The following is a 22,570-nucleotide window of genomic DNA, read 5'->3' on the forward strand; positions in this document are numbered from 1 at the left end:
TCAGCCCCGGCTACCCGCCGCGGCGACCTCGTCGACACCGGTGTCCGGATCGGCGAAGCGCGCCACCCCCGGTACGACGAGGCACAGCGCGCTGGTGGCCGCGACGACGACGGCCGCGCCGACCAGCGTCGGGCCGGTGCCGACCGCGCCGACGACCGGACCGACGAGCAGGTACCCCACCGGCAGCAGGGCGAACGCGCCGAGTTGGTCGAGGGCGAGGACCTTGCCCAGCACCTCACCGGGAATACCGCGCTGCAACGCCGAGAGCCAGTAGACGAAGAAGAACTCGACGGCGAAACCGCCGATCGCGAAACACGCCATCACCACGGGCAGCGGCAAGGGGACCGCGAGGCTCAACGGCACCAGCGCGTAGCCGGACAGCACGCACATCGACGCCACACCCTTGGCCCTGGGCCGCCACCGGCCCGCCAGCGCCAGCCCGGGCAGCGCGCCGATCGCCATCGCCGCCAGAACCGCGCCGTAGGCGAGGTCGCCGCCGAGCCGGTCGTGCGCGATCAGGGGCAGCAGCGTCAGCGCCGCCGCGGTCCCGGTCATCAGGTGCACGCTGGCGGTGGACATGACGGCCAGCACCCAGGGCCGCTCCCGCATGGCCCGCACCCCGGCCGCCGCGTCGGCGAGCACCGAGCGCCCCAGCGCGGCGGGAGCGGTGTCGTCGAGGCGGAGCACGGTCAGGCCGCTGATGGCGAACACGGCGCCCGCGGCGAACAACGCGGCGCGGGGGCCGACGAAGCTGACCACGGCCGCGCCCGCCAACGCACCGAGCACCGCGGCACTGCGTTGCGCCGCCGACACCAGGGCGTTGCCGCGTTCGAGCATGTCGCCGGGCAGCAGCGTGGGCACCATCGAGCGGAAAGCCGGGCGCGACAACGCCTCGCCCGCGGCCACCAGCGCCACCACCACGGGCATGACCAGCAACGGCAGCGAGGGCAGTGCCACCGCGGTCGCCAGCAGCAACGCGCCGCGGAACCAGTCCGCGCCGAGCAGGACCCGGCTGCGGCGCACCCGGTCGGCGAGCACGCCGCCCACCAGCAGGCACAGCACCAGGGCGACGGCGCGGGCACCGAGCACGAGGCTCACCTCGGCCACCCCGCCACCCCGGCTGATCACGTAGAGGCTGACCGCGACCGGCAGCAGTTGGTCGCCCACCGCGCCGCACGCCTGACCCAGCCACACCCGCAGGAACCGCGGGTGCGCGCGCAACCCGCTCACCGCGAGTACACCGAGACGTGCCCGGTGCTGCGCGAGTCGAACGGGCGGCCTTCCCAGCCCGACCAGCGTTCGCCGAGCCCCAGGCCGCCGAGCCGGGCCATCAGGTCCAGTTCGGCGGGGGAGATGTAGCGCTCCACGACCGGCAGCACCGTGGGCGGCCCGCCGTCGAGCACGACCGTGGTGGTCACCTGCCGCTGGGTGGCGACGTCCACGCGGATCTGGGTGATGGCCACCCGGTCGGCGCCGACCTGGCGCACGCCGTGCTTGCTGCCCGAGTGCAGCAGCGCGACATCGGGGACCGACGCCTCGACGACGAGGACGCCGTCGGGGCGCAGCGCCTCGGCCGCGCGCGCGATACAGTCCACTTGGGACTCCTGGGTGCACAGTTGGAACAGGGTGTTGCAGCTGAGGTAGACGAGCCCGAAACCGACCGCGGGGCCCAGTTCGGCGAGCTGGATGACCGCCGCGTCCCCGTCGACCACCCGGATCGGTTCGTCGACCACCTTATCGCGCAGCTTGCGGGCCATGCTCGGCGAGGCTTCGACGGCGGTCACCTCGATCCCGGTGCGCGCCAGCGGAAGGGTCAGCCTGCCGGTGCCGGGGCCGATCTCCAGCGCCTCCCGGCCGTCGGCGAGCTCGGCGAGCACCGCCACCGCGTACTCGGTGTCGTCGAGTCGGCCGAACCACTCGTCGTAGACCTCGGCCCAGTGCTCGCCGTACGCCGCCGACCCGGTCACCGCGCCACCGGCCCGGTGGTGAGCAGGCCGATGTCGGTCAGCACCCGCACGAGCTGCTCCGCGCCGGGCGGTGTCAGCTCCTCGTCCCAGCGGCCGCGGTCGAGCGTGCCGGTGTCGCGCAGCTCGTCCAGCGCGCCGCGCACCTCGACCGGCAGCCGCACGCGCTTGCCGGAACCGTGCAGCGCCAGGGAGTCCCCGTCGTCGACGACCCGGAACCGCACGCCCTCCCGCACGCGCAGCGCCTGCGGTGGCGTGGCGGGCGGCAGCACCGGGACCGGCTCGGCGGGCATCTCCGCGAACGCCCGGGACCGGATGGCCCACAGCAGGTCCGCCGGGTTCGCCGACTCCGCCGCCGCGGCCAGCCGCTGCGCCAGGTCGCGCAACGCCGCCCGCGCCACCTGGTCGTCGTCCTCCAACTCCGCCAGCGACACGCTCTCGCGCAACCACTCGTCGCCGGGGCCCGCCACCGCGACCAGCTCGGTCAGCAGGTCGTGCCGGGTGATCTGCGGGATGGCGAAGGTCAGGTGGATGGACAGCTCGTCGGTGGTGCGCGGGGAGTGCATGGTGCCGCGCGGGAAGTACAGCGTGTCGCCGGGGCGCAGGGTCAGCTCGTCGAGCGGCGTCGACGCGGCCGCCAACTCCGCGCGCCTGCTCGCCGACACGTCGAACCACGCCTGGCTGGGCAGCGGGTGCGCCAGCGGTTGGGCGCGCAGCTCCCAGTGCTTCTCGCCCGCGATCTGCAGCACGATCACGTCCTGGACGTCGAAGTGCAGGTCGACGCCCTGCGAGTGCGGCGGGGTGACGAACGCGTTGACCCGCACCGGGTGCCCGACGTCCGCCGAGAGCGCCTGGGTGAACCGGCGCAGCGGCGGGTGGTAGCGGTGCAACGCGCGCAACACCAGCGTGTGCCCGGACGCCAGACCGGCGCGGACCGCCTCGGTGCTCAGGAACGGCGCCGAGCCGGGCCGGTCACCGGGGTCGGCGTGCCCGGCGTCGATGAGCGCGGACTCCTTGCCCGCGCGGACCAACCGCGCCGAGGTGGTGCGCAGACCGCCGTCGGCGAGCAGGTTCTCCAGCACCGCGGCGGAGAACAGGTCACCGAAACCGCCGGGGAGCTCGGCCGCGGTGGTGTGCAGGTGCCGCCGGTGCTGGACACCGGCGCGGAAGGCCATTGTGGACAGAGTGGTGCAGCGCGCCAGCGCCATGGGTGCTCCCGGGGTCGTGGATCGGGTCGGCTTCAGACCGCTGCCGGGCCGGGGAAGGCGAAGTCCACCGGCAGCGCCAGGTCGGCCCGCTCCGGGACACCCGCGCCGAGCAGGTACACCGCGAACTCCTGCTCACCGTCGACACCGAGGTAGCGCTCGACCTCGGTGTCGGGGAACGCGACGGTCTGGAACGGGCCGAGCCCCAGCGCGGTGCAGACCAGCGCGAAGGTCTGGCCGTAGTGGCCCGCGTCGTACATCCACAGCCGGTACGCCCTGGGGTGCCGGTACTTCCACGCCAGCCTGCCCGCGACCGCGGTGGTGAACACGGTGAACGCACCCTGATAGGAGGCTTCCTGGTGGTAGCTCAACTCGGCGACCCGCTCCCGGGTGGCGTCGGTACGCAGCAACTCCAACGCGTGCAACCTGGGCGAGTAGTGATAGAGCCCCGGCGCGACACCCTCCACGGCGTAGACCGCCAGATACGCCTCGACCTCGTGCCTGCCACCCGCCGACGCGCTCACCCTGGCCTGCTGCGGGCCGAACACACCACCGTCGAGGAACCGCTGGGGAGCGAAAGCATAGAACAGCACGGTGCCGAGCTGGTCGAGGCTCACCGGGTCCGCGCTGAAGCGGCGGTGCGTGCGCCGGGAGGTGAGGACGGACTCGACCGGCTCGCGCAACGGCAACGGCGCCCTGGGCAACATCACCACCCTCGCGCCGGGGTAATCCTTGAACACCGGCGGCGGCGCGCCATCAGCCGCGATCGCACTGGCCTCGGCGTCGCGCTCAGGGGAGTCGACCAGGTAGTTCGCGTCCCGCGCGTCGGTGTGGAACCGGCGCGCCACCGCACCCCAATACCGCCACAACACCGGGGTCTCGATCTCCTCGGTGACCAGGATCCCGAGGTCGACCATCTTGCGCAGCGCGGCGTCGGCCTGCGCGGCGGTGTCCGGCCCGAGCCCGTCGGTGAGCGCGTCGAGGTCGGTCCACTCCCCGGCCCGGTCGAGCAGCCCGAACAGCGCGGGCGGCACCCGCACCCACTGGTGCCGGTCCGGCAACCCCACCTGCAACCCCTCCGGCTGCCACCGGCACACCAACCCCTCCAGGCGCCGAACCTTCACCGCGAACTCCTCGGGTCTTCGGCGATCGCGCCGCACGGATCGTAAAATGGAGATCCGGCCGCGGGGCGCCACATACGCCCCGCGACCGGCCCTCGACTACCCGACTCAGGTGCCGGGGTGGTGGAGCAGCGTGGCCGCGTCCTCGACGATCTCGATGTCGTACATTGGTGACCCTCCCCTCAGTCAGCGTCACTGTTCGTGCGAACACAGCCATCACAACACCGCCCCGCACACCTGTAAAGCGATCACCGCGCGCCCTTGCGCATTCCTTTAGTCGGCGCCGCTGACCTGCGTTTCCCGGCCACGTGCCTTAGCAGAACTCGAATCCCCGACCAATTGGTCAACCCCAATCTGCCGGACCCTTTTCCCACCGCGCGCCGCTCACCCGGTCGCCTCGGCCAGCGCGACGAGGATGCCCGCAGGACCGCGCAGGTAGCAGAGGCGGTAGCTGTTCTCGTACTCCACCAGCTCACCGAGCAGCTCCGCCCCGTGCGGCCGCAACCGCTCGACGACGTCCTCGATGTCCTCGACGGCGAACATGACGCGGTGCGCGCCCAACACGTTCGCCGGAGCCCACGAGTCCCCGACCCGCACCGACGGCGAGTGGTACTTGGTCAACTCGATCCGCCCGTGCCCATCCGGCATCCGCATCATCGCGATGTCCGACCGAACCCCCGCCAGCCCGACCAACCGATCCACCGCGGCACCCTCGACCGTCGCCTCGCCCTCGAGTTCCAACCCCAACTCGACGAAGAACGCCTTCGCGGCGGCCAGATCGTCGACAACGATGGCGATGTTGTCCATCCGCCGAATCCCACCACGCCCAGAGGTGTCGCCCACGGTCATCTCCATTCAGCAGTCATCCCGGCGGCCAGTGTCCTCGTTGACCTCGTTGGCAGGCAGGCGCGGGCAACACCGCGTCCGCGGCGTCGCGGACGGCCTGCCCGGCGGTGAGGTGACGTCTCTCACACAAGATAACTAATCTAGTTAGTGACTTAGCTAGTAAGCTGATGACATGACACCCCCAGCAAGCACCGCGCCCGGCGTGGGCAACCCGGTCATGGAGCGCCTGCAAGAGGTGGGCGCGCTGACGCGGGTGATCGAGAAGGGGTTGGGCGGGGTCCTGGGTGTCAACGGCACGGGCCTGTCCGCGATGGAGCACCTGGCCGGCGAGGGCCCGTTGACCGCGAAGGACATCGCCGACCGGCTGCGGGTCTCCACGGCGGCGAGCACGCACATCGTGGACCGGCTGGAGAAGGCCGGGCACGTCGTCCGCCGCCCGCACGCCACCGACCGCCGCAAGGTGCTGGTCGAGCCGGTCCAGGAGTCGGTGACCCGGCTCTTCGACCACCTCGACCCGTTGCTGCGCGGTGTGGAGGGTCTGGTCGAGGCGCTGAGCCCCGGCGACCGGGACGTGGTGGCGAACTTCCTGAACGAGGTCGTGCGGATCTACACCGACACCGCCGACTCCCTGCCCCGGGGCTGACCCCGTCTCGACGACCCCGCCCTCGGGCGGGCGCTGATCACCTCAGGTCGGAGAAGAAGACATGGCTGTGCAAGAGAAGAAGACGGCGCGATCGATGTGGTGGCTGCTGGCCACGGTGCTGGTCGTCGAGCTGATGGACCTGCTGGACTCCACGATCGTCAACGTGGCCGGTCCCGCGCTGGAACGGTCCCTGGGGGCGAGCCCGGTGGGCCTGCAATGGGTGATCGGCGGCTACGCGTTGACGCTCGGTGCGGGCCTGGTTCTCGGCGGGCGCCTGGGTGACCGCTACGGCCGCCGCCCGATGTTCCTCATCGGACTGATCGGCTTCATCGCCGCGTCGCTGCTGTGCGCGATCGCGCCGAACATCGGTCTGCTGATCACCTTCCGGTTGGTCCAGGGCGTGGCCGGGGCGATGATGCTGCCCCAGGGGCTGGGCATCCTGCGCGACAACCTCACCCCGCGCGAACTGACCAAGGCCCTCGCCGTGTTCGGCCCCGTCCTCGGGCTCGGTGGCGTGCTGGGCCCGGTGCTGGGCGGCGCGCTCGTCGACTGGGACCTGTTCGGCCTCGGCTGGCGGCTGGTGTTCCTGGTCAACGTCCCGGTCGGCATCGCCGCGCTCGCTCTGTCGTGGCGGCTGGTGCCCCGTGCGGAGCAGACCAGGACGTTGCGAGTGGACATCGTGGGCGCCGTCCTCGTCGCCGCCGCGTCCGCGCTGCTTGTCTTTCCGCTCAACGAAGGGCAATCCGCGGGGTGGCCACTGTGGACATGGCTGTCCCTCACCGCGGCGGCACTCGGCTACGTGGCGTTCGCACTGTGGCAGCGCCGCGTGGTGCGCCTCGACCGCGCCCCACTGGTCACGCCGAGCCTGTTCGGCAAGTCCGCGTTCACCGTCGGACTGGTCGCGGTCGCGCTGTTCTTCGGCGGCCTGATCGGCACCCAGTTGGTGCTGACGTTCTTCCTGCAGATCGGCCAGGGCTTCACCGCGGGACAAGCCGGACTGGGCAACCTCCCCGTCGCCCTCGGCACGGCAGTCGGCGGTGGCATCAGCGGCGGACTGCTCGCCGCGAGACTCGGACGCGCGGTGCTGCAAGCCGGTGCCGTGGTCCAGTTCGCAGGCATCGCCTGGCTATGGCTCGCCCTGGCCGACACGACCGACTTCACCATCTGGCACATCGTCCCCGGCAGCGTGGTCACCGGCATCGGCGCCGGAATCGTCATCGCCGCCGTCTTCAACACCGTCCTCGGCGCTGTCGCCGACAACGAGGTCGGCTCCGCCTCCGGAGTCCTCACCGCAGTTCAGTCCATCGGCGGCTCAGTAGGCGTAGCCATCTTCAGCACCGTCTTCTTCGCCGGTGAAGCCACCCCCAGCTTCCGCAACGCCCTCATCATCCAAGCGGTCATCATCGCCCTATTCCTCCTCATCTCCCCCCTATTCCCCCACCGAGCCCGCCCCGACGACCCAGCGGCCGACGTGGACACACCGACCACAGCGGGAGAGGTCAGCCTCCATCGGTGACCGGACCCCACTGAGCCGCCTCGAAGCAGGCCGCCTGCCACTGCCCCTCGGCCGGGCTCAGTATCGTGTTCCCCACCACCGGTACACCGCGAAACAAGTGCCGTCGTTCGGGCCACCGGCTTGTTTGCCTACCCGTTTGAGTGGTGTTGTCAATGCGGAGTTGCGAGTTGGCCTCATCGACGACGCCGCAGCAGCCCCAGCGGGGAGGTGCTGGCAACAAGCGTTCATGCCGAAATGGGTCGCCCGGCCGCCGAGTCCATGTGTACGTCGAACAGCAAGCACACCGCCCCCACCTGCCACTTTCCCCTCTCGTTCACCGCGCTCCTCCCCGGTCTGCTGACCCGGCGCGCACCTTGTACCAGTGTCGTCAATCTGTCATGTGTTCGGCCTCGACCGGGTGATTGAGCTCACCCCGTCCGCGGCGATACTGTGTACGGGCTTCGTCGTCGGCGTGAGGGAAAATCATGAACCGCATCTGGGAAGCAGATCCGTCAGCCGGATTCGCCCGGCGCCTGGGCAAACCGGCAGCCTTGCTGGACCCGCCGCAGAGCGGCGTTCGTGATGGTTGTCCGGAGATCTGGGCGATGGACAACGGCGATGTCGCGGTCATCGGACGAGACCTGACCGATGTCTATCGGTCCTACCTTCCCGACAATGTGCGAATAGCGGACGACGAGCGGCTCGTTATCATCCCGGGCAACCTGCTCAGTTCCGCGAAGCCGGACATCGCTGATGCTTGAACTCGAACGAGCTTCCCTCGCGCTGGACCCGGGGTCAGGCGAACGGCTGGCTCTGGCGCAGTACCGCGCCGATTTCGCGGAGCGACAGCGCGCCATCCGGGGCGGTGACTCGTGGAAGTTCGAGCGAAGGCAGTATTTCGAGGAACACCACCTGGGTAGCGACGAGTTCCGCCGGGGTGATCGGAGGGCCGCTCGTCGAGCTATCGACGCGGGCCGGGCCGAGTTCGCGAATTGGGTCACTCAGGATAACGCGAACGGTACGACTTTCTACCGGGTTCGCGTAGTGGAAGAGCCGCTGACGTCCTACCTTCAATGGGAGATCCTCCTACTGCGGGCGCAGGCCGAATGTGGGAACAAGATACGGGTCGTCCCTGCCGAGGTGATCAGGAATCTGGAGGTCCACGGCGTCCTCCCTGAAGTGGTCACCCTTGGTGGCCAAACTCTCTATGAAGTCGTCTACACCCCGTCGGGCGTTCTGGACGGCGGCGTGCGCTATTTCGATCAGCGCAAGATCGAGCACTGGCAAACCTTCGTCGAGCGGCTGTACGAATCCGGCGAAGACGTCGTCAACTACGCAGCTCGAACGCTGAAGGATGTGTAGATTCCAGGGTGAGTGGGCGACGTGACGAGGGGGCTCCGGAAACCCGGTCGGAGATCACCGGGGGCTCGCGGGATGTGGTACAAGCCGGTGAGGTGAGCGGTGGGATCCACTTCCACCACGCCAAAGCCGAGATCGAGCACCCGGTCGCGCGGCGCCCGCGGCAACTCCCCGCGGACATCTCGACGTTCATCAACCGCGCCAAGGAGATGCGGCTGATGGACAAACTGGCCGCCGAGCAGTTGGGCAGGCCCAACGCGGGCGCTGTCCACGTCATCACCGGGATGGCGGGCGTGGGCAAGACCGCGCTCGCCATTCGGCAAGCCCACCGGTTGGCACCCCGGTTCCCGGATGGGCAGTTGTACATCAACCTGCGCGGATACGACCCGGGCATCCCGATCAACGCCCTCGTGGCCCTGAGCAGGTTTCTGGTCGAACTGGGGGTACCGGTCGCCGCGGTACCCGGGGATACCGACACCGCGGCCGCGACGTACCGATCTCTTGTCGCGGATCGGGCGATTCTCATCGTCCTCGACAATGCCGCATCGGTCGCCCAGGTGCGTCCACTGATACCAGGTGGCGCGAACTGCGTCACCTTGATCACCAGTCGCAACCAGTTGTCCAGCCTCACCATTCACGAAGGTGCCAGGCGAATCACCATCGGCACGTTGACCGAACGCGACAGCGTCACCCTGCTGCGCAAGACCACCGCCGGGTACCGCACCGAGGACCCGCCGCACAAGGTGGCCGAACTCGCCCGCCTCTGCGCCCGGCTCCCACTCGCCCTGCGCATCGCCGCGGAACGGGCGGTGAGCCACCCGCACACCTCCATCGACGAACTCATCGAGGGGCTGCGCGGCGAGTCGTCGCTGTGGGACATGCTCAGCGTCGGCGACGAAGGTGAGGAGGAATCGGTTGAACCGGTCTTCTCCTGGTCCTATCGCGCGCTCTCCGCCGATTCGGCGCGGCTCTTCCGGCTGCTGGGCGTACACCCGAGCTACGACCTGAGCATCAACTCGATAGCGGCGTTGTCGGAAACCCCGGTCCGCCGCACCAGGCAACTGCTGGACAGCCTGGTCGCCGCGCACATGATCGAGCAGATAGTCCCGGGCCGCTACGAGGTCCACGACCTGCTCCGCGCGTACGCCCTCGACAAGGCCAACGTCGACGAGACACCCGGAAGTCGCGAGAAGGCGCTGGTGCGTGTCCTCGACTGGCACCTGCACACAGCAGGCGCGGCCCGTGAACGCCTCACGCCCGCGTACGGACACGTGCCGTTGGAGGATCACGGCGGTGAGATCACCCCACAACTGTTCGCCGATTACGACAGCGCCGCCGACTGGGCCGAGGCGGAAGACGCCAATCTTCCAGCGCTGGTCGCCGCGGCCGTCAAAGCCGGGCTGGACGGCCACGCCTGGCGGCTCGCGCTGCTGGCCGCGAACGCCAGGGCACCCTCGGCGCCTGCCACGACCTGGCCCGCCGTCGGTCTCGCGGGGGTGGCGGCAGCGCGCCGCACCGGCGACCGGATGGGCGAGGCCGACCTGTACCGAGCCCTCGGGTACGCCCACGTCGAACTCAACCAACTCGACGAGAGCCTGGTGAACCACGGGAAGTCGGTGGAGCTGTACCGGACGTTGAACGATCCGGAAGGCTTGGCGGAATCGCTGAACGCCCTGGGTGTCGCGAACATGCGATGGCGCAAACTAGCCGTGGCAGCACGGTGTTTTCAGGAGGCAAAGGAGATCGTCGATCGCGGCGGTTCACTTGACTGGCAAAACCTGCTCGTCGTGAACATCGCGAGCGTGCACCTGGAGGCGGGTCGACTCGACGAGGCCCGCAGGGGAATGGAGCAGTCGTTGCGCTTCAACCGGGCCGTCGGCAACACGCGCGACATCGGCCACGCGTTGCGGCAGCTCAGCGCCATCCACCTCGACCAGGGCGCGGCCGCCACCGCGTTGCGCCTGGCGAAGGAGGCCGTCGACCTGGCACTCGACCTGCGCAACCACATGGTCGAGGGCTACTGGCTGCTGGCCGTGGCCGACGCGCACACCGCGCTCGGGCAGTTCGACGACGCGCTGACCGCGTACCAGCGTTCAGCCGCACTGCACCGACGCCTCGGTGATCGTGGCCGTGAAGCACGCGCGTGGCACGGCACGGGTGTGATCTACCAGCTCCTTGGCCGCACCGAGGAGGCAGCCGATTTCCACCGCACCGCGGCCAAGACCCAACACGAACTCGGCCACGCCTGGTACGAGGCCATCGCCCGCGACAGTCTCGCCACGGCCCTCGCCGACCGAAACCCCGCCCAGAGCCTTGACCAGCTGCGGTCGGCCCACGAACTGCTCCGCGCGTTCGACGACCCACGTGCACGGGCATTGCGCGACACCGTCGAAGCCAAGCTTCGAGAGATCCACGACCCGCGGTAGAGCGCCGATGTCCCCTGCTCGCGCCGAACTCCCCGGATCTGGCGACCCGTGGTCGGTAAGCTGCGCACAGCCAGCCAGCAGAGGAGGCCGACCGGTGACGGCGAGCGATGAGCGGATGGTCGGCGATCTCGCGAAGGCCATCGCCGAGTCCGACTTCGCCTGGTCGCTGGTGCTGGTCGGTGAGGACCAGCGCGACAAGCTCGCCGCGCTGACCAGTGACCTGCGCGGGAAGCTGTCGACCACCGGCGACGGCAAGCAGATCACCTCCGGGTACGCCTACTGGGGCATCGGTCCGACGATCGCGTGGGCGCACGCCTGCACCGACCCGTTCTACCTGGTCATGAAGCAGAGCCTGGACTCGTTCACCCGCCGCTGGGGCCGGGTGCGCGGCAAGCTCGGCGACGGCTTCCACTACGTCAGCTTCGGCGTCGGCACCGGCCACAAGGACGGGCTGATCGTCGAGCACCTGCTCGACCGCAACCCGGACATGGTCTACCTGCCGGTCGACATGAGCTCCGAGATGCTGCGCCTGGGCACCCAGGAGTCCACCCGCCGGGTGCGGCTGCCCGGTCACCGGGTGGTGCCGGTGCAGGTGGACTTCGCCATCCCGCAGAACCTGACCGAGCTGCGCGGCCTGGTCCACCGGCTCGTTGGCGACGAGCCGGTGCTGTACTCCTTGCTGGGCAACACGCTGGCCAACTTCGACGACGACGCCGAACTGCTCACCAACCTCACCGCGTTGGCGCGCCCGCAGGACCGGTTCCTGCTGGAGGTCGCCAGCACCGACGCGGTGTCCGACGAACTCGCCCAGGACGCGGTCGAGGAGTACTCGCGCAGCCGCGCCTACCGCGAGTTCGTCACCAGTGCGCTGCTGCACAACACCGACCTGACCATCAACACCGACGCCGTGCGCTTCCGCGGTGCGGTCGAGGGCGACCGCGCGCTGCGGGTCAAGGTGATCTACCAGAACCAGACCGGCGGCGACATCCAGATGATGCTGCCCGACCGCACCCGCGTGCCGTTCCCCGAGGGCGACACCATCCGGCTCTACCTGACCCGCAAGTACCTGCGGAAGGCGCAGGAGGAGATGGTCCACGCGGCGGGGATGCGCAAGGTCACCGCCACGCACTCGGACTTCTCCGCGCCGCGCAGCGCGCAGGGGTTCGGCATGGACCTGCTCCTGCTCGCGCCGGGCGAGGCGCCCGCACCGCCCGCCGAACCGGGGAAGCGGACCAGGGCCGACGAGATCTGGGAGAACTGACCCGGCATGACCCGGATCGTCATCACGGTCGTCACCTTCGGCGCGCTCGTGGTCGCGCTGGTCCTCGGCGTGGTCTGGTTCGCTGTCTCCCCGGACGGGCAGCGCTGGGAGCCCGCGGTCAACACCCTCGCCCTGCTCGCGGGCATGACCGGCATCTTCGCCGAGCGGTGGGCGGCCCAGCGCGAACGCCGCAACCAGGCACTGGAGTCCATCGGGGTCGAGCTGAACCGGAACCTGGAGACGCTGGCAGGCGAGGCGTTCAGCGCCGACGGCCCGGTGGGCAGGCGGCTCTACCCCCGGCTGATCCAGTCCGCTGTGGACTCCGCGTTCGCCTCCGGTGCGCTGAGCCCGCGCCGCGACGCCGAGCTGATCGACCTGCTGCACCGCTGGCGCAGCTCGGTCGGCTCGGTGAACCGGCGGCTGGAGCTGACCGAGACCCTGATGTTCACCAGCGCCTCGGCCGACGAGGTCGAGCAGTTCAACCGCGCCCTGCACAGCGCGGGCAGCTTCGTCCAGGGCGTGCGGACCCTGCTGGACGAGGTGCTGGCCTACCTCGGCACCATGCGCGGCGCGCCGTCGAGGCGGATCACGTCGCCGTTCCGGTAGCCCCGCCCGACGATCGACAGCGCCCGCACCGTGCCCGGGTTGATGACGAGATGGTTGACCGCTCTTCACGAGTACGCACAATCCCCCTGATCTCGCACGCAGGCGCTCCCGAGGTCTCGGACACGACCAGCGGAGCGATCTCCTCGTACCGCGAGGGCCCGGCGGGTCAGTCGGGTCGGACCAGGCCGTGCCGGTAGGCGAGGGTGACCAGTTGTGCGCGGTCGCGGGCGCCGAGTTTGCCCAGTGCGCGGCTGACGTGGGTCTTGGCGGTGGCGAGGCTGATGAACAGTCGCTTGGTGATCTCGTCGTTGCTCAGGCCCTCGGCGACGAGGGTCACCACTTCCCGTTCCCGGGCGGTGAGGTCGGCGAAGGTCGTGTCGTCCACCGCCGGTGGCGTCGGGGTGGTCAGCCGGGCGATGAGTCTGCGGGTGAGACCGGGGGCCAGTAGTTCCTCGCCGCCTGCCACCACCCGGATGCCGTGCAGCAGTTGCGCCGGGGCGGTCGTCTTGAGCAGGAAACCGCTGGCGCCCGCGGAGATGCCCGCGACCGCGTAGGCGTCGTCGTCGAACGTGGTCAGGATCAGGATCCGCACGGCCGCCAGGTCGGGGTCGGCGGTGATCCGGCGGATGCCCTCCAGACCGTCGGTTCCGGGCATCTGGATGTCCATCAGCACCACGTCGGGGCGGGTGCCGCCGGTCAGCTCGGCGGCGGTCGCGCCGTCACCGGCCTCGGCGACGACGACCATGTCGTCCTCGGAGTCGATCAGCACCCGGAAGCCCGCGCGCACCAGGGACTGGTCGTCGGCGATCAGCACCCGGATCATCCGCGGTCCCGAGCAGGCAGTGTGCACCGCACCTCGAAGTGGTCCCCCTCGCTCGACACCGCCACGGTACCGCCGAGCGCGGCGGCCCTGGCGCGCATGCCGTCGATGCCGTGTCCGCCCGCGGGCGCGCGGGGGGTGTCCGTCGCGGCACCGTCGTTGCGGACCACCAGGTCCACCGCGGTCGGACCGTAGGTCAGCCGCACGGAGACGCTGGTTGGTCGTGCGTGTCTGCGCGCGTTGGTCAGTGACTCCTGCACGATCCGGAACGCGGCCAGGTCCACCCGCGGTGGCAGCGGCAGGCGGTCGCCGCGCACGGTCAGCTCCACCGGGGTGCCGGTGGCCCTGGTGACGTCGAGCAGTGTGTCCAGCCGCGCGAGACCACCCCGGGTGGTGGCATCGCCGTCCACCCGCAGGACCCCGAGCAGCACCTGCACCTCCGCCAGCCCCTCGTCGCTGATGGTCTTGATGGTGCTGAGCGCGTGCGCCGCCTGCTCGGGCTGCCGCCGCATCACGTGCACCGCGACCCCGGCCTGCACGCTGATGGTGGCCATGGTGTGGCCGACCACGTCGTGCAGCTCGCGGGCGATCTCCAGGCGCTGCTCGGCCGCGCGCAGCCGCGCCTGTTCCGCGCGCGCCTCGGCGATCCGCTCGGCCCGCTCGCGGGACCCCGCGGCGTACGCGCGGTGGTAGTGCACCGCGGCGCCCAGCGCCACCGCCACCACCTCCAGGCACAGCGCGTTGACCGCGCGGTCGTCGAACCACGGCACGTCCAGGGTGGTGTGCACGACGACGGCCGAGACCGCGGCGGTGAGCAGCCCGCCTGCCGAGCCCCAGCGCCAGCCGCGCTCCGCGGCCACCGTGTAGCAGCCGATCAGCGCGGTGACGGTGACCAGACGGCCCGGGTACGCCAGCAGGAACCACGCGGCGGTGACGGCGTTGGTGCTCAGCAGCACGGCGAGCGGCGCCGACCGCCGACAACCGAGGGCGGCCCCCACGACGACGGCCAGCGCGACCGCCCCCGCGTCCAACTCCCCGGCCGGACCCTCGGGGCCGATGCCGGTCCGGCCCGCGATGAGCATGAGCACCGCGATGAGCAGACCGACCGCGCCGTCGGTCACCCGCGGGGCGAGCCTTGTCACCATGGCCTCCGTTCGGCGCACCACGCCGACGCGATCGTCGCCGGTGCGCGCACACCCTCCCGCACCAGCACAGCGCGGGGGACGGGCGGTCGGTGCCGGACCCGGTGGTGCCAGGGCGCGGTGGGAGTGGGGCAACCGTTCATCGGCCAGATCATCGCCCACTGTGGTGGGTACGCGCGTCGGTCTGCCGAGGTACCGCCGGGGGATGACGTGGACACCCGGCGATACCGTCCGCGGCTGATGTGCTCGCCCTTGGCGTGTCGGCAGGATTGCCGCCATGAGACGCCGCAGCTTCCTCACCGCCCTCGCGCTGGCCGGACTCGCGGGGTGCGACACCGCCGCGGGACCGGTCACGAGCGGGTTCGGCAACCGGCTGCGGATCCCGCCTCTGCTCGACCCGCCGGTGGACGCCTCGGGGGTGCGCCGGTTCGAGTTGGCCCTGCGGCGTGGACAGACGGAGTTCCTGCCGGGGAGGCCCGTTGATACCTGGGGGATCAACGGGACCTACCTCGGGCCCACGCTGCGGGCCCGCCGGGGGGACCGGGTCGCCTTCGCGGTCGCCAACCGCGTCGGCGACCCGACCACCCTGCACTGGCACGGCATGCGGCTGCCCGCGGTGATGGACGGCGGCCCGCACCAGGTCATCGCCCCGGACAGCATCTGGAGTCCGGAGTGGACGATCGACCAGCGGGCGGCGACCTGCTGGTACCACCCGCACCCGCACGAGCAGACCGCGCGCCACGTCTACCGCGGCCTGGCGGGCCTGTTCCTGCTCGACGACCCGGACGCCCCCGAGTTGCCCCGGCAGTACGGTGTGGACGACATCCCGGTGATCATCCAGGACAAGCGCTTCGACCAGCGCGGCGCGATGATCGAGAGCTTCGACGGCACCTTCGGGCTGACCGGGGACACCGTGCTGGTCAACGGCACCCTCGGCCCGTTCCTGGACATCACCACCACCAGGGTGCGGTTCCGGTTGCTCAACGCCTCGAACGCGCGGATCTACGGCGTCGGGTTCGCCGACCGCAGGACCTTCCAGGTGATCGCGACCGACAGCGGCCTGCTGCCCGCGCCGGTCGACGCGGACCGGGTGGTGCTCAGCCCCGGCGAACGACTCGAGATCGTCGCCGAGTTCACCCCCGGCGAGCAGGTCCTGCTGCGCAGCACCGGCGACACCTCCGACGGCGCCAACGCCATCGAACGCGGCGACTTCGACCTGGTGTCGCTCAACGCCGAACCGAGGCTCCGGCAGGTACCACCGGTACCGGCGGTGCTCTCGACGGAGCCACCGATCCACCCCGCCCCGAACGCCCGCGTCCGCCGGTTCGTCCTCACCGGCTTCGAGATCAACCACCGCCCGATGGACCTGACCAGGATCGACGAGGTCGTCCCCGCGGGCGCGCAGGAGATCTGGGAGATCGACAACACCACCTACACCCACAACTTCCACATCCACGACGCGGCGTTCCGCGTGCTCCAGGTCAACGGCGCCGAACCCGAGGCGTACCTGCGCGGCCCCAAGGACACCGTGTACGTGCCGAAGCTGGCCAAGGTCCGACTCGCGGTGCGCTTCGGAACGCACACCGACCCGCGGACCCCGTACATGTACCACTGCCACATCCTGCGACACGAGGACCAGGGCATGATGGGCCAGTTCGTGGTGGTCGCCCCCGGCACCGAGGACGGCGTGTCCCGGCAGCTACCGGCCCCCGCTCACCACCGCTGACGCGGCGGCGAGCGGGTCGACGACTGGCGCTTCAGGCGGACATTCCCGCACCCACCGCCGACCCGGAACACAGGTCTCACGGGAAGGGTCAACCTGCGCCGGAACAACTCCCGCTCGCACCGGCCGGGGACGCGCGACTAACGCGGAGTGGCGAAACCCCTGACGAGGAGCAGTACCGGGAGCGCGAGTTCGAAGAGGCCGCCGGGGACGTAGAACGCGATGCCGGGACCCGAGTCGAGTGAGGACAGGTTGAGCAGGTCGAGGACAGCGCCGACGAGGAGCGACAGGTAGCCGATGACGCCGAGCACCGCCAGCAGGAGCGGGACCAGGCGGGAGGTCACGAGAACGATGGCAAGGGCGAGGCCCGCGGCGCCGGTGAACGCGTAGACGAGCAGGGGCCCGGTGACCAGGTCGGCTGCTGCTGCCAGCAGGACCAGGCACTCGCCGAGTCGGAGCGCCAGGTAAGCGGTCGCGAGGATCGGGCTGTGCGGCCGCAGGATGGGCAGCAGCGCGATCCCGATCCCGGCGACGGCGAGGCCCGTGTAGGCGAGCAGGACCGCTCCGGCCGCGGTGCCCGGCATCGCGTCGGCCGCGGCGAAGGACGCCGTCGAGGTGAGGAACAGCAGGGCCACCAGGGTGGCCGTCGTTCTCGGTGACATCGGAGGTCTCCCTTACGACGTAAGTGCGGATAGATATACACTTACGTTGTAAGGTTGGTAAAGCGGTCGCTGTGGGGACCCTCAGGAAACGATCGGGTGCTCGGCCGACTGTCGGTACGTCAGGCCGGATCGGGACGCCGCCCGCTCGCGGACGAACTCCGCCGGGGTGGGGCTGCCGAGGTCTCGAACGCCCCCGGCAGCCGGATCCGCGTTGTCCGACCTGCTTGGGAGCATCCGGCCTGCTACTGCGCGGTGGGAGCGGTGATGCCAGCGGAACGCAGCAGGGCCGCGAGCGTCGCGTAGGTGCGGTCGAGGTCCACGGCCCCGGGGGCGACGCGCCACTGCTGGTGGATCCCTATCACGACGCCCAGCAGTACGGTGCTCAACTCCTCGGCGCCGACGCCGTCGGGGCGGGGGAGGCGGGTGACCCAGGCGCGGACCTGGGCGCGGATCGCGTTGTGCAGGCCGACGTACACCTCGCGCAGGGGTGCGTCGGGGTCTTCCGCCTCGACTATGAGCTTGGCGAACAGGCCGGTCGAGGGGGCTCGGGTGAAGGCCGTGAGGGTGGCGAGCACCTGGTCGACCGTGCCGGGGTCGAGGGCGCCCGCCGTGGTGGTGAGCCGGGTCGCGATGTCCTCGACCACGGCTGCCAGGAGGCCCTCCTTGCTGCCGAAGTGCCACGGGATGGAGCCGCGGCTGACGCCGGAGCGGGTGGCGATGTCCTCGAAGGTGGTCCGCCGGTAGCCGCGCTCGGCGAACAGCGCGGTGGCCGCCTCGACCAGCAGTCGGCGGCTCTGCCTGCTCGTCTCGGCGCGTCGCGTGCTTCGGGTCACAAGCGGTCAGCCTACCGAACGTCTGCCAGCTAGCATCTTCTGTGTTGGTCAACATAGAAGTGGGGGAGTGATGACCCGACTGGAGACCGCCGACCACGCGGTGCTGCCGTGGCGGATCCACGAGATGACCGCCGACTTCCGCGTCGAGGACACCTGGTCGTTCCGCACGCCGGGCGCCGGTCCCGACGACTTCCCGACGATGCTGGCGGCGCTGCGCTCCTCGGGCGACTACCAGCCGCCGTCGACGCGGTGGCTGTTCAAGGCGCGGTGGCGGCTCGGCGAGCTGTTCGGCTGGGACCGGGACCGCCTGCCGGGTGCCTCGCTGCGGGACCGGCTGCCCGCGGACCTGCGGGAGGCCCCGCGCGGCCGGGACAGCGCATCGATGCCGCTGAGGGCGGTGTACGAACTGGACACCGAGAGCGCGCGGGAACTGGCGAACAAGACCGTCCACGCGGTGATGCACCTGGGCTGGACCCGGCGACCGGACGGCGAGTACGAGCTGCGGATGACGGTCCTGGTCAAGCCGAACGGCTGGTGGGGGCGCGCGTACATGGCCGCCATCGCCCCGTTCCGGTACCTGGTGGTCTACCCGGCGATGACCCGGCAGTGGGAGCGCGCGTGGCTGGGTCGGTGAAGGCGAACCGGACCGCGGGTGCTCGCCGGTACGCGGTCGCGGGCGGAATCCTCGTGGTGCTGGGGATCGGGCACGCCGCGTTGATCCCGGTCGTGGCGTGGCCGAGTGTCAGCGGGTGGGTGCGCGACGGGCTGTGGTCGGTCGTGCCCTTCCTCGACGGGGCGGCGCCGTCGGCGGAGGTGGGGACGTTCTGGTCCGGTCCAGGGGGGTTCGCGGTGCCGCTGGTCCTGCTGGGCGGCCTGATCTGGCACCTGGGGCGGCTCGGGGTACGGGTGCCCGCGGTCGTCGGGTGGGTGCTGATCGGGTGGGGCCTGGTCGCCGGGGTCCTGTTGGGACCGTCGCCGTTCTTCGTCATCGCGGTGGCCGGATCGCTGCTCGTGTGGAGAGTCCGTCCCGGACGGTGACGCAGGCCCTGTGTCGGCGGGGGAGTGGTTGCCGTCGCGCGGCCCGGCCCTTGCGCCGGAAGCCACCCCAGGGCCAAGTGGGTTCTCCACCAAGGGGTAGCGGCGGCGGGCTTGGTCCGCGTGGTCCAGGGCGCGCTGCTCGTCACCCGACCGATCCCACGCCAGGGCGAGCAAGCCAGGGCGATCCGCCACGCGGCGAGCCGGTCGTGGCGGAGTCCACGTCGGGCGAGGTAGGTCTCGAACACCCACGCGAGTTGCCAGGCGACGCGGAACCGCTCGTGTGCGACGGCGGCGTGCTGCATGGCGGGCGGACCGGTGTGTTCGGCGTCGAACCAGGCGAGAGCGCGGGCCTCTCAGGCAGCGGTGGGACGTGACCGCCGTGCGCCGGAGGATCCAGGTCGGGGGGCGACCGGTGCTTGTCCAGCAGCCGGTTGGCCAGGTGGGCGTGGGCGCGGCCCGCGACGATGCCCAGGGCGAGCGGGTACCCGTGGCACAGCCGGATCAACTCGGTCACCGCCGTGGCCTCGGCCGCTGACCACCCAGGCGTCGGTCCAACAGTTCGCGCGCCTCGGTGTCGGACATGACGTCCACGGCCAACCGCCGTCCACCGTGCCGGGCGATCAGGTCTTGCCGGTACCACCAGCGCCGTGGATGGCGAAGATCAGCGGCGAGGTGCCCGCGACACGTGGCCTTCGATTCGACGTAGCCAGCACCGCGGTGCCCAGTCCACGGGCTTCCAGCGCCACCAAGGGCCACGATCTCCACCGCGGTACCGCCCGGATGCCTGCGGCGGACTTCCGGCAACGGTCCGGTCGACCGAGGACGGTGTTCCCAAGGTCGCCCGGGTTCGCACCCGATGCCGGTGTTCGAGAAGCCGTGGCACCGGCCGACCGGTGCTCGTCCGACCCGGTGACCACCCTTGAGCGGTGGTGCGACCCGACCCATGATCGTGATCATGGACCTGGGCGAGTTGCTGACCACGAAGATCGGCCGGGGGTTCGACCACCTGGACGCCGACGGTGACGGTGTCCTCGACGAGCGCGACCACGTGCTCATGGGCGAGCGGGTGGCCGAAGCCCTCGGGCACGTGCCCGGCTCGCCCGGCGAGCGGCGGATCGTCGACACGTACCTGCGGATCTGGCGCGAGGTGCACCTGCCACACGTGCCGGATGGCGAGACCGGGATCGCCCGCGCGAGCTTCATCACCTCCACCGGCGCGCTCACCGGCGACCCCGAGACCGCGCGCGCCACCCTGGGCGCGCTGGCCGAGGCGTTCCTCGACCTCGCCGACGTCGACGCCGACGGCACGGTGTCGCCCAGGGAGTTCCTGGCCTTCCAACGCGGCCACTTCCCCAACCTCTCCGCGGCTGACGCGGCCGCGGCCTTCGCCCACCTCGACACCGACGGCGACGGCACCCTCTCCACCGGGGAGTTCATCAACGCCACCATCGAGTACTGGACCAGCCCCGACCCCGACGCGCCGGGCAACTGGTGGCTGGGCGACCCCCACCGCTGAACCGCGGTCGCGGGCTGGGAACGCGGCGACCACTGGCCCCCCGACCCCGCCGCCTTCGCACCGCGGTCACGAGCCTGACCTGCACAAACTGTGGGTCAGGCAAGTTCACCATGAGGAACTGGCTGTCGCACGACAGCGCCATCACCTTGGTACGACTCGGTTTCGCGGGCATGGCTCCCGCCTCCGCTCGAGGCGCCGTTCGACTCAGCGGGAGAAGTCCACTCCCTGGGCGAGCGCCACCCGGCCGGAGAAGTTGACGGTGTTGGTGGCGCGGCGCATGTACGCGCGCCAGGCGTCGGAGCCGGACTCGCGCCCACCCCCGGTCTCCTTCTCACCGCCGAAGGCGCCACCGATCTCCGCGCCCGAGGTGCCGATGTTGACGTTGACGATGCCGCAGTCGGCGCCGTCGGCGGCCAGGAACCGCTCCGCCTCCGCCTGGTCGCGGGTGAAGACACCGGCCGAAAGCCCGTGCGGCACACCGTTCTGCAGGGCGACCGCCTCCGCGAAGTCCTGGTAGGACAGCACGTACAGCAGCGGCGCGAACGTCTCCTCGAGCACGACTGCGCTCTGTTCGGGCATCCGCAGGACGGCGGGCCGGATGTAGTACGCCTCCGGTGCCGCGTCCACCAACTCCCGACCGCCACCCGCCAGGACCACCCCACCTCGCGCCACCGCGCGCTCGGCGGCCGCCCGCATGGCATCGTGCGCCGCGCCCCGCACCAGCGGCCCGACCAGTGTGCCGTCCTGGAACGGGTCACCGACCGGGAGGGTGCGAAACGCCGCGGCGAGCCGGTCGGCGACCTCGTCGACCACGTCCTCGTGCGCGATGACCCGGCGCAGGCTCGTGCACCGCTGTCCCGCGGTGCCCGCGGCCGCGAACACCGCGGCGTTGACCACCAGGTCGAGGTCCGCCGACGGGGCGACCACGACGGCGTTGTTGCCGCCCAGTTCCAGCAGGCTGCGCCCGAACCGGGCGGCCACCTGCGGCCCGACCTCCCGGCCCATCCGGGTCGACCCGGTGGCGCTGACCAGCGGCACCAGCGGCGAGTCCACGAGCCGGGCGCCCGTGTCCGCCCCGCCGAGCAGGACCTGGTTGAGCCGCGGCGGCGCGCCGCACTCCGCGGCGGCCCGGTCGAGCAGCGCCGCGCAGGCGAGCGCGGTCAACGGGGTCAGCTCGGACGGTTTCCACACCACCGTGTCGCCGCAGACCAGGGCCACGGCCGCGTTCCACGCCCACACCGCGACCGGGAAGTTGAACGCGCTGATCACCCCGACCACGCCGAGCGGGTGCCACGTCTCCATCAGCCGGTGCTCCGGCCGCTCCGAGGGCATGGTGCGCCCGTAGAGCTGGCGGGACAGGCCGACGGCGAAGTCGCAGACGTCGACCATCTCCTGGACCTCGCCGAGGGACTCCGACTCGATCTTGCCAGCCTCGGCGGTGACCAGCGCGGCGAGGTCGGCGCGGTGCTCGGTGAGCAGGGCGCCGAACCGCTTGACGAGCAGGCCGCGCACGGGCGCGGGCACCGTCCGCCAGGCCAGGAACGCCCGGTGCGCCGCGTCGACGACCTCGTCCACCTCCTCCGGGCCGTGCGCGCGGAGGTCGAACAGGGCCGCGCCGGTGACGGGTGTGCGCGCCGTGAGGCCGTCGCCCGCGAACGCCGCCAAGTCGACCCCGCACCGCTTCAGCGCGGTCACCACTCGGGCGTTGACCTCCGCCGTGCCGCTGACGGCCATCACCGCGTGCCCGCCTTCTCGCGGAGGTTGACATCATTGCCGATCCAGTCGTCGACCGTGGGAACCGTTGTTTCCAACCGTTTTCGCCATACTGCGCGATCACCCCGATGGCGGTGTTCGTCAAGCCCCACCCTGTTAGCATCATTTCGGTTGGCAAGTACCAGACTAATCCACAA

The 22,570-nt window shown here is 70.9% G+C and carries 22 protein-coding genes; 11 read left to right on the forward strand and 11 right to left on the reverse strand.

Features of this window, described 5'->3' with window-relative positions; all coding sequences use genetic code 11:
- The 5 genes from CLV68_RS12160 to CLV68_RS12180 form a co-directional block, all read right to left on the reverse strand.
- Entirely contained in the window at nucleotides 1-1,230 is a 1,230-nt protein-coding gene (locus CLV68_RS12160) for an MFS transporter (protein ID WP_170224237.1), read from the reverse strand.
- Entirely contained in the window at nucleotides 1,227-1,967 is a 741-nt protein-coding gene (locus CLV68_RS33825) for a class I SAM-dependent methyltransferase (protein ID WP_170224239.1), read from the reverse strand. The genes CLV68_RS12160 and CLV68_RS33825 overlap by 4 nt, the downstream gene beginning before the upstream one ends.
- Complete coding sequence (locus CLV68_RS12170; protein WP_121390448.1) at nucleotides 1,964-3,172, reverse strand: JmjC domain-containing protein; 1,209 nt, start codon at nucleotides 3,170-3,172, stop codon at nucleotides 1,964-1,966. The genes CLV68_RS33825 and CLV68_RS12170 overlap by 4 nt, the downstream gene beginning before the upstream one ends.
- Nucleotides 3,173-3,204: 32 nt before the next feature.
- On the reverse strand, nucleotides 3,205-4,293 hold the full coding sequence (locus tag CLV68_RS12175) for a SagB/ThcOx family dehydrogenase (RefSeq protein WP_121390449.1): 1,089 nt from the start codon (nucleotides 4,291-4,293) through the stop codon (nucleotides 3,205-3,207).
- A gap of 381 nt (nucleotides 4,294-4,674) precedes the next feature.
- The gene (locus tag CLV68_RS12180; protein WP_121390450.1) at nucleotides 4,675-5,097 is read right to left on the reverse strand and encodes a VOC family protein; all 423 of its coding nucleotides are present in this window, start codon (nucleotides 5,095-5,097) and stop codon (nucleotides 4,675-4,677) included.
- Between the two features lie 211 nt (nucleotides 5,098-5,308).
- Here CLV68_RS12180 and CLV68_RS12185 point away from each other — a divergent pair, with 211 nt between their 5' ends.
- From CLV68_RS12185 to CLV68_RS12215, 7 genes are all read left to right on the forward strand, one after another.
- Nucleotides 5,309-5,779 carry a MarR family winged helix-turn-helix transcriptional regulator gene (locus CLV68_RS12185; protein WP_170224240.1) on the forward strand — a complete coding sequence of 157 codons (471 nt, stop codon included), beginning with the start codon at nucleotides 5,309-5,311 and terminating at the stop codon, nucleotides 5,777-5,779.
- Between the two features lie 61 nt (nucleotides 5,780-5,840).
- Nucleotides 5,841-7,295, forward strand: coding sequence for an MFS transporter (locus CLV68_RS12190; protein ID WP_121390452.1), 1,455 nt, complete (start codon nucleotides 5,841-5,843; stop codon nucleotides 7,293-7,295).
- Between the two features lie 464 nt (nucleotides 7,296-7,759).
- The gene (locus tag CLV68_RS12195; protein ID WP_121390453.1) at nucleotides 7,760-8,035 is read left to right on the forward strand and encodes a hypothetical protein; all 276 of its coding nucleotides are present in this window, start codon (nucleotides 7,760-7,762) and stop codon (nucleotides 8,033-8,035) included.
- Nucleotides 8,028-8,636: a DUF6879 family protein gene (locus CLV68_RS12200; protein ID WP_121390454.1), complete on the forward strand. Its 609-nt coding sequence runs from the start codon at nucleotides 8,028-8,030 to the stop codon at nucleotides 8,634-8,636. Before CLV68_RS12195 ends, CLV68_RS12200 begins: the two co-directional genes overlap by 8 nt.
- Nucleotides 8,637-8,728: 92 nt before the next feature.
- Nucleotides 8,729-11,059 (forward strand): ATP-binding protein, encoded by a 2,331-nt coding sequence (locus CLV68_RS12205; RefSeq protein WP_211346478.1) that lies wholly within the window; start codon nucleotides 8,729-8,731, stop codon nucleotides 11,057-11,059.
- A 94-nt stretch (nucleotides 11,060-11,153) separates the two neighbouring features.
- Nucleotides 11,154-12,320 carry an L-histidine N(alpha)-methyltransferase gene (locus CLV68_RS12210; RefSeq protein WP_147459958.1) on the forward strand — a complete coding sequence of 389 codons (1,167 nt, stop codon included), beginning with the start codon at nucleotides 11,154-11,156 and terminating at the stop codon, nucleotides 12,318-12,320.
- 6 nt (nucleotides 12,321-12,326) lie between these two features.
- A complete protein-coding gene (locus tag CLV68_RS12215) occupies nucleotides 12,327-12,926 on the forward strand; it encodes a hypothetical protein (RefSeq protein ID WP_121390456.1) in 600 nt (199 codons plus the stop codon).
- 166 nt (nucleotides 12,927-13,092) lie between these two features.
- On the opposite strand, the gene CLV68_RS12220 is transcribed toward CLV68_RS12215, so the two are convergent.
- Together CLV68_RS12220 and CLV68_RS12225 are read right to left on the reverse strand one after the other, a co-directional pair.
- Nucleotides 13,093-13,749 carry a response regulator gene (locus tag CLV68_RS12220; protein ID WP_121390457.1) on the reverse strand — a complete coding sequence of 219 codons (657 nt, stop codon included), beginning with the start codon at nucleotides 13,747-13,749 and terminating at the stop codon, nucleotides 13,093-13,095.
- Nucleotides 13,746-14,909 carry a sensor histidine kinase gene (locus CLV68_RS12225; protein WP_170224242.1) on the reverse strand — a complete coding sequence of 388 codons (1,164 nt, stop codon included), beginning with the start codon at nucleotides 14,907-14,909 and terminating at the stop codon, nucleotides 13,746-13,748. The genes CLV68_RS12220 and CLV68_RS12225 overlap by 4 nt, the downstream gene beginning before the upstream one ends.
- Before the next feature lie 256 nt (nucleotides 14,910-15,165).
- Here CLV68_RS12225 and CLV68_RS12230 point away from each other — a divergent pair, with 256 nt between their 5' ends.
- A complete protein-coding gene (locus CLV68_RS12230) occupies nucleotides 15,166-16,614 on the forward strand; it encodes a multicopper oxidase family protein (RefSeq protein WP_121390459.1) in 1,449 nt (482 codons plus the stop codon).
- A 137-nt stretch (nucleotides 16,615-16,751) separates the two neighbouring features.
- Here the strand turns inward: CLV68_RS12230 and CLV68_RS12235 are convergent, their stop codons facing one another.
- Both CLV68_RS12235 and CLV68_RS12240 read right to left on the reverse strand, forming a co-directional pair.
- Nucleotides 16,752-17,273, reverse strand: coding sequence for a DUF4386 family protein (locus CLV68_RS12235; protein WP_121390460.1), 522 nt, complete (start codon nucleotides 17,271-17,273; stop codon nucleotides 16,752-16,754).
- A gap of 242 nt (nucleotides 17,274-17,515) precedes the next feature.
- On the reverse strand, nucleotides 17,516-18,106 hold the full coding sequence (locus CLV68_RS12240) for a TetR/AcrR family transcriptional regulator (RefSeq protein WP_121390461.1): 591 nt from the start codon (nucleotides 18,104-18,106) through the stop codon (nucleotides 17,516-17,518).
- Nucleotides 18,107-18,176: 70 nt separating this feature from the next.
- Here CLV68_RS12240 and CLV68_RS12245 point away from each other — a divergent pair, with 70 nt between their 5' ends.
- On the forward strand, nucleotides 18,177-18,740 hold the full coding sequence (locus tag CLV68_RS12245) for a DUF2867 domain-containing protein (RefSeq protein WP_121390462.1): 564 nt from the start codon (nucleotides 18,177-18,179) through the stop codon (nucleotides 18,738-18,740).
- Entirely contained in the window at nucleotides 18,725-19,144 is a 420-nt protein-coding gene (locus CLV68_RS12250; protein ID WP_246009776.1) for a hypothetical protein, read from the forward strand. The genes CLV68_RS12245 and CLV68_RS12250 overlap by 16 nt, the downstream gene beginning before the upstream one ends.
- A gap of 620 nt (nucleotides 19,145-19,764) precedes the next feature.
- On the opposite strand, the gene CLV68_RS35605 is transcribed toward CLV68_RS12250, so the two are convergent.
- Nucleotides 19,765-19,890 carry a hypothetical protein gene (locus tag CLV68_RS35605; protein ID WP_281274658.1) on the reverse strand — a complete coding sequence of 42 codons (126 nt, stop codon included), beginning with the start codon at nucleotides 19,888-19,890 and terminating at the stop codon, nucleotides 19,765-19,767.
- A 197-nt stretch (nucleotides 19,891-20,087) separates the two neighbouring features.
- Here CLV68_RS35605 and CLV68_RS12255 point away from each other — a divergent pair, with 197 nt between their 5' ends.
- On the forward strand, nucleotides 20,088-20,660 hold the full coding sequence (locus CLV68_RS12255) for an EF-hand domain-containing protein (protein WP_246009777.1): 573 nt from the start codon (nucleotides 20,088-20,090) through the stop codon (nucleotides 20,658-20,660).
- 204 nt (nucleotides 20,661-20,864) lie between these two features.
- Here the strand turns inward: CLV68_RS12255 and amaB are convergent, their stop codons facing one another.
- On the reverse strand, nucleotides 20,865-22,394 hold the full coding sequence (amaB, locus tag CLV68_RS12260; RefSeq protein ID WP_121390464.1) for an L-piperidine-6-carboxylate dehydrogenase: 1,530 nt from the start codon (nucleotides 22,392-22,394) through the stop codon (nucleotides 20,865-20,867).
- Nucleotides 22,395-22,570 lie beyond the last annotated feature (176 nt).

The organism is Actinokineospora cianjurensis (genome assembly GCF_003663795.1).
Lineage (GTDB): Bacteria > Actinomycetota > Actinomycetes > Mycobacteriales > Pseudonocardiaceae > Actinokineospora > Actinokineospora terrae.